The organism is Vibrio ostreicida (genome assembly GCF_013074385.2).
GTDB lineage: Bacteria > Pseudomonadota > Gammaproteobacteria > Enterobacterales > Vibrionaceae > Vibrio > Vibrio ostreicida.
This window is the reverse complement of record NZ_JABEYA020000001.1, coordinates 725,009-736,650: the sequence shown is the minus strand read 5'-3', so window position 1 is coordinate 736,650 and position 11,642 is coordinate 725,009. Positions and strand designations below refer to the sequence as shown.

9 protein-coding genes are annotated in these 11,642 nt (G+C 45.7%); 4 read left to right on the top strand and 5 right to left on the bottom strand.

What is annotated here, in order from left to right; all coding sequences use genetic code 11:
* Positions 1-34 precede the first annotated feature (34 nt).
* Positions 35-487, bottom strand: a complete 453-nt coding sequence (locus HLM86_RS03060) for a DUF302 domain-containing protein (RefSeq protein ID WP_076589401.1) — start codon at positions 485-487, stop codon at positions 35-37.
* A 395-nt stretch (positions 488-882) separates the two neighbouring features.
* Between HLM86_RS03060 and HLM86_RS03055 the strand changes: the two genes are divergently transcribed.
* Positions 883-1,380: a cupin domain-containing protein gene (locus HLM86_RS03055; protein WP_076589402.1), complete on the top strand. Its 498-nt coding sequence runs from the start codon at positions 883-885 to the stop codon at positions 1,378-1,380.
* A 147-nt stretch (positions 1,381-1,527) separates the two neighbouring features.
* On the opposite strand, the gene HLM86_RS03050 is transcribed toward HLM86_RS03055, so the two are convergent.
* Positions 1,528-1,779 carry a DUF2999 family protein gene (locus tag HLM86_RS03050; RefSeq protein WP_076589403.1) on the bottom strand — a complete coding sequence of 84 codons (252 nt, stop codon included), beginning with the start codon at positions 1,777-1,779 and terminating at the stop codon, positions 1,528-1,530.
* Between the two features lie 387 nt (positions 1,780-2,166).
* On the opposite strand from HLM86_RS03050, the gene metG reads away from it, so the two are divergent.
* From metG to HLM86_RS03035, 3 genes are all read left to right on the top strand, one after another.
* A complete protein-coding gene (metG, locus tag HLM86_RS03045) occupies positions 2,167-3,672 on the top strand; it encodes a methionine--tRNA ligase (RefSeq protein WP_170881995.1) in 1,506 nt (501 codons plus the stop codon).
* A gap of 368 nt (positions 3,673-4,040) precedes the next feature.
* A complete protein-coding gene (locus tag HLM86_RS03040) occupies positions 4,041-5,900 on the top strand; it encodes an Lnb N-terminal periplasmic domain-containing protein (protein WP_290311896.1) in 1,860 nt (619 codons plus the stop codon).
* 4 nt (positions 5,901-5,904) lie between these two features.
* Positions 5,905-6,354: a DUF3015 family protein gene (locus HLM86_RS03035; protein WP_076589421.1), complete on the top strand. Its 450-nt coding sequence runs from the start codon at positions 5,905-5,907 to the stop codon at positions 6,352-6,354.
* A 998-nt stretch (positions 6,355-7,352) separates the two neighbouring features.
* Here HLM86_RS03035 and HLM86_RS03025 read toward each other — a convergent pair.
* From HLM86_RS03025 to HLM86_RS03015, 3 genes are all read right to left on the bottom strand, one after another.
* The gene (locus HLM86_RS03025) at positions 7,353-9,023 is read right to left on the bottom strand and encodes a hypothetical protein (RefSeq protein ID WP_170881996.1); all 1,671 of its coding nucleotides are present in this window, start codon (positions 9,021-9,023) and stop codon (positions 7,353-7,355) included.
* A 536-nt stretch (positions 9,024-9,559) separates the two neighbouring features.
* Positions 9,560-10,729 (bottom strand): glutathionylspermidine synthase family protein, encoded by a 1,170-nt coding sequence (locus HLM86_RS03020; protein WP_076589407.1) that lies wholly within the window; start codon positions 10,727-10,729, stop codon positions 9,560-9,562.
* Between the two features lie 10 nt (positions 10,730-10,739).
* Positions 10,740-11,636, bottom strand: a complete 897-nt coding sequence (locus tag HLM86_RS03015) for a DUF1190 domain-containing protein (protein WP_076589408.1) — start codon at positions 11,634-11,636, stop codon at positions 10,740-10,742.
* Positions 11,637-11,642 lie beyond the last annotated feature (6 nt).

The following is an 11,642-nucleotide window of genomic DNA, read 5'->3' as shown; positions in this document are numbered from 1 at the left end:
TTAAGTTGGAGCCATACCGAATCACTGAACAGGATTACTCTTGGGCGCTTGCCTGAGCCAGCCCACGCAAAATATTGGATATTTTACCGACTAACGTATCGCACCCTTCGATATGGTGGCGCTGTTTAAGTGCTTCAGGGTTATTGTACGAAATCCACACAGCCTGTTTACTGTCCTCAGAAATCAGCATTTTCTGTGGTAAGTCAATAGCAACCTCCTGCTTACATTGCATTAGAGGCGTCCCAACTTTTGGGTTGCCAAAAATCACTAATTGAGTGGGCCTTAACGTCAGCCCTACTGATTCAGCATTCGCTTGATGATCAATACGTGCAAACAACGTCAACCCCTTTTTCTTCGCCAATGCTTCAAATCGGTCGGCCGTTTCCTGCACCGAAAATTGGCTCTCATATTTGACAACACTTTCCACTTCAGCTGCAGATAAAGAGGTCGCGAATAAAGCAGCACCTAGCATAGCGCCTTTGAACATGATGTCTCTCCTAGTTATTGGACTGCCCGCTTGTTGTGCGGATTTACGGTGGCTTGGTTCCGAACCGATACCCACCCTCAATACGTTCATAGCAACGCACCGCATCCGTTAAACTAACGACTATCCGCCAAAACGCCAGTGGGTAATGTTACAAATTTGAACCGTGGCAAGGTGTTGCAGCTAACTCTGAATAGAAAGAACACGTAAGGCGCCAAAACAACAATCCTCTCAATCTAGCAGATTGCCAAGATGAGTGCCTAGTGGCATATTGGCAAACGGCCATCATCCGAACGCACGATCACAGACAGGATGTTGTTCTCACAGGTAAAGAGGGCCACTGACTGCTTTCTCGCCACCTATCAACAAGGTCACTGACTCAAAGGATAACGTAACGCATGCAAAGCGCCGATGAACTTATACAACATTTAGCACTGGAGCCACATATTGAAGGTGGGTATTACCGTGCAAGCTATGGCTCTCAGGAGTCCTTCGATGAAACACGATCACTCTGGAGCAGTATCTATTTTCTCTTACGTCGCGGTGAAGTGTCGCATTTTCACCGTTTAACCGCTGATGAAATGTGGTACTTCCACGCTGGAGAATCATTAACCATCTCTATGATTGATGAATACGGTCAACTCACTACCGCTCAGTTGGGCCTTAATATCGCCGCAGGGGAGAAACCTCAGATTTTGGTGCCTAAAGGATGTATTTTTGGTTCCGAGATGAATGGACAAGGGTTTTCACTGGTTGGGTGCATGGTCTCACCCGGCTTTACTTTTGAAGACTTTGAACTCTTTAGCCAAGAAACGTTATTAGAGGCTTACCCTCAACACTCAGAGGTGATTTATCGCCTTAGCCGTCCTCAACAGAAAAGCCTTAACGCCAAATAAGTGTCAAACGTTCAAAATTGAATTAACGCCAATCTAAACAGTATAGAGTGTTCACAAGCCTCCATAACGCTTAATGACGCTGACGCAGTGCTCAATAGGCAGCACTGCGTGTACCATCATGTATTTAGCCATCATTCACCATGGCGTTTACTTATTGAGCTTCTCTTTGGCTTGTTCTACCTTAGTGAAATCCAGCCCCAGCTCCTCCACCGCTTCTTTGATCAAAGCAGGATTTTGCATCACTTGCCCCATCAACATTTGCAGCTTGTCTTGAGGTAAACCCAGCTGACTGATGGTCCCCATCGCCGCCAGTGGGTTTTGGGTCAAAGTTTGAAAAATCTCGTTGATTTGCTCATCACTGATGTTGTTTTCTCTTAGCATGGCAATAATCGGATTCATTGTAAGTCCTGTTAATCACTCGATCGAATAGATCGACAGTTTATCACCTCAATCAAGCAGGTTGAACTGAAAAGTCACCACTTTCATTGTGTCACTGGGCCAAAGACAAGAACGCAATAAGTGGTTAAAGGCGACTGTACGCCGCACTGCAAGTGGTTGTGGAACAAAAGATTATCTGATAGCTTAGATTTATGAGCGAAATATATTTGAACCAAATCTCAATGATGACTATGCCTTCACAGCGAATGCTGAGAGGGATGGTTTGCTTGCTCTAAAAAAGTCCAACGCAACATCATTCCAACGACTCTCTGCTGGAATGATGAATACATCCCCTTACTGATGACTTCGATTTCCAGTTAATGCAACATCCACACTGGAGCACTCGATATGACGTCATTTATTACCACCCCTATCTTTTACGCAAACGGCGAACCGCACCTTGGCCACGCTTACAGTGGCATTGTCGCTGATATCTTTCATCGTTTCACTCAGCTTTCTGGTCAGGACAGTTTCTTCATTACCGGAACGGATGAGCACGGCCAAAAAATTGCTCAGACGGCCGAGAAAGCAGGCGAAAACATCCATCAGTTTATCGACCAGAAATCCGCATCCTTCTCAGCTCTCTGGCCTGAGATCAATATAGAACCCGACATATTTGTACGGACAACACAAAGCACACATAAGCACTATATCCAAACGATCTGGCAACAACTTCAGGCCAATGACGACATCTACCTAGGGACTTATCGCGGTGACTATTGCCTCGGTTGCGAGCAATTTTATTCGAAACACGAACTGGTCGACGAAACACATTGCCCAACACACAAACAAGCGGTTCAAAGCGTAGAAGAAGAGACCTACTTGTTCAGACTCGACAAATATAGACGCGCTCTGTTGGCGTTTTATCAATCAAACCCCAACGCCATTACCCCGAATCATTTTCAGCAGGCGATCATCCGTCAATTGGAAGAAGGACCTCTTGATGACCTCTCGATCTCCAGAATAAATACGGATTGGGGCGTCGCGGTTCCGGGTGACCCAAGCCATACTATCTATGTGTGGATTGACGCTCTTTTCAGCTATATTACGGCAATACAACAAGCAGGGCATTCGCCAGTCGACATCGCGCGTACTCGACATATATTGGGCAAGGATATTTTTAAGTTTCATGCGCTGTACTGGCCAGCCTTTTTACTTGCACTCGATCTCCCCTTACCGAACCAGCTTATCGTCCATGGTTGGTGGACAATAGAGGGCCATAAAATATCCAAATCGATTCCTCAAACCACCTCACACCCATGTCAATTTAGCAACGCCCTGTCAACAGACGGCCTAAGGTACGCTTTAGTGAGGCAAAAACCCTTATATCGAGATGGTAACCTCGCGCTGGATGAACTTAGCGAACTCATTAATGCCGATTTGGTGAATAATTTTGCCAATTTGGTCAAACGCAATCATACCTTGATTCTTACAAACTTTGATGGCGTACTCAGCCGCGAAGTGCAGCCGTGCTTAGATGACGCTTGTCTCGCCATCGTCAGCGACTGTGAACGACAGCTGCGGCACGTCATTGACAGTTACTCGCAGCATGACTTGTATCAGGCAACCCTAACCTTGCAAAACACCTTAACAACACTGAATCGATTTTTTCATGAAAGAGCACCTTGGGCTATCAAACAAGGTCAAACAAAAGCGCACGTGCAAAGCACCTGTTTTGTGGTGAGTAACATTTTACGTGAGATCAGTTTTCTGTACGCGCCAATCACCCCCCAGCTTGCTCAGCGGGTCCTCACGGAATTACAAGAAAGCGAGTCTTCCCTATTGAATGACCATCAATTGTCATTAAGACCTATCCACGTCACATCCGCAAACAGCCACTTCCAACGCGTCTAGTTCATGCCTCTACCACAACAAGCACGACCAAACGTGCTTGTTTCTCAAAAAGGGCAATAGCGTCATCGACCTCATGAATGGAAGCCAACAATGCCGGCTTCCATTCAGCGCCCCCTCACCGCCCTTATCTTAGACAATTCAATCGAGCGCATAAAAACCACGAATAAAACCTCAAAAAATAAAACACCAACATTTAACGATTAAAAAACGACCAAAATAAACATAAAAATATAACACCGATATAAAAGTCAACAATTAAATATAATATTTGTGGGATTATAAATGCATAATTAATATATTTAATTGTTGAATATATTAACAACACTTCTGTACAATCACACCCTTGTCTTACTTGTGATACATAACTTGTGCTTATAAAGTCATTGCTTGTTTGTTTGAGCCTACTGCTAGGCAGCCTGTTTTCTGCCCACAGTCAGGCTAACGTTCCCACTACACTGATGACCAATGCAGACGCACTGACGCTATCAAACGACAAGATTTGGCTGACTCTGCTGCACTACCAATCAGGGCTATTCGGAAAAAAGAGCGCAATCAATAGTGAGCACTTTTTCATTGCAGAAAATGGCCATCAGGATGCTCACCAAGAATTGCTGGCCACGCTTTCCCTCTTTTATACTCAACCTGAGTCTCAATGCCGTTTCCCTGCGCGCAGAATATGGTTGCTGACAAGATTGGATGATCTAGAATTGCCTCAGGTAGAGTGCACCGACTATCAACAATTCAAACAAGCTTTCGCTGCCGACAGTGTCAGCCTTGTTTATGCCAGTGGATACCTTGGCAATCCGGCGTCTATGTATGGCCACGTCTTACTCAAATTCAATCGCCATAACAATCACGAATTATTGGATAACACGTTCAGTTACGGGGCACGTGTTCCGGACGATGACAACAAGCTGACTTATATCTACAAAGGTATAGCGGGTGGCTATCAAGGCTATTTCACCAACCAAAAGTATCACCATCAAAGCCTGACCTACAATGAATCGGAACTGCGCGATTTATGGGAGTATCGCCTCAAGTTAAGTCAGCAGGATATCGACTTTCTGTTGGCACACCTGCTGGAACTCGAAAACGCCAGTATGACTTACTATTTTTTTACGGAAAACTGCGCCTATCAATTGGCTCGGTTACTCGAACTCACCCTAGATCGCCCGCTGATCGTCAACAATAAACTGTGGATGATGCCTTATGATGTGATCATGATGCTCAATCAGCCTGATACCACCCATTATGTTGAGGACGTCATCTACCATGCGTCTCGCCAAGAGCAGTTGTATAACCGATTTTCTCAGCTGAGCGCATTAGAGCAGGACACGGTTTTCAACATTGCGTCGGCAGCCCATCAGGAAACCTTAGCGTTGCTCAACTCACATGACGACCAATCAAAAAAGCGCATTATCGACACACTTTACGACTACTACGCTTTTGTTGAGCAAAAAAACGATGGCTTATCAGCGGATCAAAACCAAATACGGAAATTACTTCTTAGTGAAAGGTTCGGATTACCTTCAGGCGCTGTCAGCTGGAAAACACCCTCCAACCCCCCCCCGCATCAAGCGCAAGATACCGCTCTTGTGCAGGTTTCCCCTTTGTATAACGAAGCTTTAGGTTCAGGGATCACCCTGCGATTTCGAGCAAATTACTATGATTTGCTGAATTTAAATGCCGCCAGAGTGCCTCACTCGGCGCTCAATACATTGGATCTCAAGTTGGTGCGATTCAATCAGACAGACCGCTGGCACCTGCGTGAGTTGACCTTATTTGAGATTGTAAATCTCAATTATTCTCAGACTGGATTACCTGAAGATCAGCGCTATGCCTGGGGGCTCTCAGCCGGTTACAAACCGACAAGCTTATCCTGCAACGACTGTTCAGATACCTATATAAGCGGCTTTGTCGGCCAAAGTTTGGGGATGAGTGAAGCGTTGATCGGCTACTTGGCCGTCACAGGTGAATTACAAATCAACACGTTCCATGAAGCGAGAGCTTTAAGTGGCGCCGAAATTGGCGGAGTTTGGACTGTCTCTCCGAATTGGGTCACCTCAATAAAATTAGGCAGTCAATATTATATTAACGATATAGCGCAATACAAAAACTATCTCAAATGGGAGCAACGTTTTTTTGCAAATCGAAGCTTCGATGTAAGGACATCGGTCAACTATGACGATGCGTTTGAGTACAGCGCTCATTTTTCACTTTATTGGTAATAGTATGAAAAAACTAACTCTTCTTGCCGCTGTTGCAGGCACATTCTTAACTGGCCACGCAATGGCTGAATCAAACAAAGACGACATCAACCCATGGACTCAGTGTGGTATCGGTGCGATGATTTTTGAAGACACAGCGCCTGCCGCTGCCATTTCAAACATCATTTGGGATTTGGGAACAACGGCGGTGACTTCAAGAATTTCTTCTGAAGAATCTTGTGCTGGCAGCAAAGTCAAAACCGCTCAGTTCATCCAAGACAACTATGACCAAGTCTTGGAAGAAACCTCACAAGGCTCTGGTGAGCACCTCGTCGCTATGCTAGAAATGTTAGACGTTAACTCAGCAGATCAACCTCAAGTGATCGCATCGGTACGCGCTCAGGTAGCAGAAAACGTGGTTGCGGATCAAGCATCACCTCAAGCCTACTATCACGCGGTTATAGCTAGCTTGTAATAGCGGCATTAAATCAAACCCAATCATCACGATGCAATGCCGTTCGGATAAGCATTAACGCTTATACCTACATGGATATTTTGTCGGGATAAAAAGGACTGAACGTGGATACGTTCGGTCCTTTCTTTTATACGGTAAAATGAAGTGATTTATGCTTTCTCGCCTTTTCTTGAGTTTGTTTGATCTCGCCGTAACGGTCTTAAATTTCACCTTTTGGGTCTTTATACAGGATAAGGCGTGCTTGCATAGAACGTGTTTCGGTAGCCATCAGACCGACTCAGCGCCGTTGAGAGTAGGGTTTATGTTTGTTCGAGTTGAAAAAACGACACATAGCAAATTATCGTAATGCGCTTACAGTGGCAAAATGATCCCCTGTTCATCACATGGTCGATTTCAACAATGGGTTTCAAAATAGTAAGAAGTTGAACAAAGCTATGGCAAGCGGCCCCAAAAGGGCAAGCTGGCGGTGTAAGAGCTCAGAAATAATAGTCTTAACTCAAAAGAGTTTGTCCCATGTGGATAATGTGGCTGTTCCCATTGGGCTGATTTTTTAATGAACACTTTTTTAAAATCAGGTGGTTAAACGCTGAGCACGTAACTCAATATGAGGAATAACTCGCCGCATTGTTGAATGAGCATGGCTGGCATCCAGACGTGATCAGAGCTTTCATTTGGTGTGATAATCCGAGTTTCCGCTTGGAATGTTTATGGATGAACCAGACAGTGACAACGCGACTTATCAACCCCTAGGCGAAGACTTACAAGAGAATCCCTGCCAATACGCCAATTTCAGCCACTCTAACTGTAAACGCTTTGGACATACTGTTCGCAATGGATGTAGCAAGAGGCAGGTGGGCTTTCATTGGGTCGACCGCCTTATTTCGTGCCAACACGTTGACATGAAGATGTGGTCCGGTCAGGCGTCATGTAGAAGAATTTAGAAGGACACACCTAAAGTGAATCCCTCTAATTCTCTAACTCTCTAACTATCTACCGGGTTAAACCCACTCGCTGAGTAACTCCTCGACTGGGATATTTTCCTCGATCAGAATAAACGCTTGCGAACCATCCTTACGCTTAGGCTGTCCGCCACGAATAAGATCCACGGTCTCAATTTCCGGTGGTGGCAACGCGAAGTAAAATGTTCGATAACCATCTTCATCTTCACAAGCCGAACACATAAACGATTTATACATCCATTGATGCTCAAGACTACGCAAGGCAAAAAAATCGTCATCCTTGTCAGCGTCAGGCTCATAGAGATAGCGCAGCGATGGCCGATGCCCATTGAGGCTTACTTTGACCGCCGCAATATTACGACCAAGGTGCTCATTGGCTGGCGCCTTCCTCCCCCCCACTTGTAGGCTATCTGGAACCGCTGACACACTCTGCCCCGCGTTGGCAAACGACTGAGTACGGCTGTACATCGCTAATTCAGCGAGAGGCACAGCCAACGCGGCAGGGTCCCTCTCTAGATCAACAATTTGCGTCAAACTTAAAGGGGTGCCACTGTAATACAAATAACACTCAGATTGCCGCTCTCCCGCTACTTTGTAAGGCACACAAATAGTGGACAATGGCACTCCTTCCGCAACTCGTCGGCCATGCTCTCCGCCTTTATCATGACTGACGTGGGTGGCCAAAGTGACAGGTCTTGCCTCCAACGCAGGGAAAACGACGTCAACTGTCTTTTCAAGCAAGCCAGAAACACACGCAGTTTGCTCGTTATCCAAATAGCCCTGATGCACCTTTACGCCTGATTGAATGACTTCAAATTCAGCCTCGGCCAGTGAGACGTCTGGCGACAGTCGAGCACCATCGATCTGCACATACCGCGCTTTTATTTCTGGACTCTGGGCTCGATAATACTCCAGATCAACGTCGACAAAATGCCCATCAGATGTCACCTCCATTTCTCGCCACACTCGGTGATTCCAAACAAGATACATAAACCCTGTACAGGGCCGACTCGGCTTTCCTTGTTGCATTACGATCGGCATAACAGGCACGAGCACAGTGTCCCACTCGCTTTGCTGGTGCCCCTCACCGACGGAAAACACATCATTCGCCAAACAAAAAGTCAGTGTATGTGCAAGACCTGCTTTAGGCACCGACAGAGACAAACGATAAGCGGACTCATCAAGGTTTGTGAATTCAACCAAACTCCGGTGATCATTCAACGCGTCTGCATGAGGCTTTCTCAACACACTCTTGCGGCCATCAGCCGATGACAACATCACCGACACCTCATTGCTCAAAGGCTGGCCCGCAACTTCTACGACAATTTTTCTTTCCATTGCTGGCTTAGCCTTAAGCAGATCATGCTCAAGACGCTGCTTCAGCATAGGGTATGCCTGAAGTTGGTCACTCGAGGTTGGCACCGCGCGTGGCGTAGAGGACAAGGCGATCCATTCTGCTCGTTCAGGAGATGGGTGGCTCTGCCTCAATAGGGGGTTGAGGCCCTGTGTCGCTAGCTCAGATATTAGCACCGACATCGCATGAGGAAGCAATCGGTAAATTTGCTGGGAATTGGCCATTTGGGAAAGCTGCCGAACACACTCGTTTGGCAATAGTAGCTTATCGATGCTTTCCTTTGTGGCCGCATTTCCCGGAATAAATGTACAAACGCACTGCATTTGGAGACTCCACACCATGGCTGTTGTTTGCATGCAGCAACCTTAAAGCCTAATTAATATTCAACTAGTGCTATACCGCATGTTATTTGATTTGTTGCACATATAACAAACATTCAGCGATTAATTTTTCACGATTGACGCCTAGAAAATATGAATAAGCGAATGAGAACACATGATTATGTGTCCTTTACTTTATTTCACCCTTCCTTTTTATTCTCATTCAAAGGCATTAAAAGACTAGGCAGCCTTTAGCAAAATACTCATATATTAGAAGTCAAAAACTGGTGCGGAACAAACAATCCATCATTATTTATGATAAATTTTATATTTAATTGATAATTTAATAACAAATTTTATTTACAGTGATGAGCAACGAACTTTCGATATTCGCTAGTATTACTCTATGTGCGCTGGAACTCACATAGAGTAACGACCGACGAAGACACCCTGTCAATACGTGTTTTCTATCCAATAATGGCCAACCAGACCATCGGGCCGTGATATTTGATCACATGCCCGTTGGTATCAAGATGCTCCCTTTATCGAACAGTATTCTGGAAGTATGCCAATTAAGGAAGGAAAATATGTGGCACGAATCGGGCGACATCATTCGTAATTCGCTGGTTAGACTCGCGTACAGAAAGACCACTGGCCGTCTTGCCAATCATCCATGATCCAATCACACAATGCCCATGTTTGAACTGAACTAAGGGGGCATACTCTTGAGTAACAAAACCTTCATTACCATAAAGCCCCGAGGTTCCCTCGACACATTGGCCATTGAGTACAATTTGGATATTGGCTCCTTCGCGGCTGTATATCGGCTTGATCACCTTTTGGCTCATACGCTGCGCTTGTGGATCGTGGCTGAAATAACACTCAAGCAAGTTTTTATGTCCAGGGTTGAGCTGCCAGAGGATAGGCAATAATGCTTTTGAGCTGAGCAGCACTTTCCACAGCGGTTCGATAAACTGGCACCCACTATTGGCGATATAGTCACCATACTCATCAAGCAGTGCAAATTCATAGGGATACAAGGAAAACAGATTATCGATCGGTTGCCCCTTATGGTCAGCAAATCGCTGATCAACCGTTAACTGGATAGCATTTATGTCAACAATAACCGTCTCGAATCCAACGTCTTTGGCGCATTCGGCCAAATAGGTCACGGTTCTTCTGTCCTCTGATGACGCCTCATCACAAGCAAAATGCAAGACGAACGAGCGTCTAGCCTTGGTTTCACGCAAATAAGCAAACTGCGCGATGAGACGTTCATCAAGAAGATTAAACTGATCGGCGTGCCTTGGGAGTTTGCCACTATCGACGTTTTGCGTCATCCAATCCCATGCAACAACCGATGCTTCAAATAAAGAGGTCGGCGTCTGAGCATTATATTCGAGCATCTTAGGGCAGCCTCTACCGTCCCAAGCGAAATCGAATCGACCATAAAGGTAGCTTTTGTCCGTCGCCCACGATTGTCGTAATAAGTCATAATGACGTCGTGGTAAACCAAAAAGATCCAATAGGTCGTTATCGAAGACGTATTCGACGGCCTGAATGGCAAGTTGGTGCAGCTCTTCAGTGGCAGCATCAATAGTGTCGACCTGATCACGAGTCATTTGCACGTATTGAGACTCACACCAGTAAGGGTGCCGGCTTGATACTTCATAGAAATCAAAACCTAATTCAAGAAGTCTCGTTTCCCAGCCTTGGCGAGGCGCTATATCTACTTGTAGCATGGTTCACCCATTAGCCCCCGTACCCACCAAAAGAACGACCTGATTGACCAAAACCGCCGCTAGAGCTTGTCTTCGTTGCAGATGAGCTCTTGTAAGTGCTTTTCGTTTGAGAAACGGTCTTTTTCAATTGAGGAGATGTCTTTTGTAATTGAGAAGACGTTTTGTACGTCGTTGGCTTATTCGTTTTACCGATCCGAGCCGTACCTGAGGTAACCTTATATTGCTTACCATCAGCTCGTCCTTGTTTTAAATGGAGCTTATAACGCTTGGACTTTTCTCGCTCACTGAGGTAATCCCCACCTTCATCAATCGCTTCAGCAACAAGGTAAGTCGCTAATGCCGCGTTTAGCACTGAGTTGTCTGAATCTTGTATTTGATCACCATTGAGTCCGGTCTCTGCGGTGATGGTAGGCAACGCTTTGGTAAACGCATCTTCCAATTGAAGATAGTGGCCATCCATATCGCGAACCTCGCCAATTTCCCGACCGTCGGCCAAAAGTGCTTTACCAAACTTGCTGTACGCGGTGTTAAAGCTGGTGAAAAACGGCTGAACAAAACCCTCAACTCCGTTGGAATGCGTAATAAAACCAGCCATACGCGGATACCACACGTTGTTACCCTGTTCGACACACATATATTGACCAAAATCGCGTTCACACTCGCTTTCAACCATATATTTAATGGCCGTTCTTTGCGCTTCTTTCTCAGCCAATTTATAGGCCGCATTGCATTGCCCAGGTAAAATACCTTCACAGGTTTTCAATTGAGTAAAAGCAACATAGGAGGCAGGTGATGTGTCGCACCCTGTTATCGATGCTGCAGCGCCTAGCCCGAGAAAAAGCACAATGGGCTTACGGTCGCCAATCAAATGACGACTGACATTAACATGACCTTTTTTCTTGCTCACAGTGTC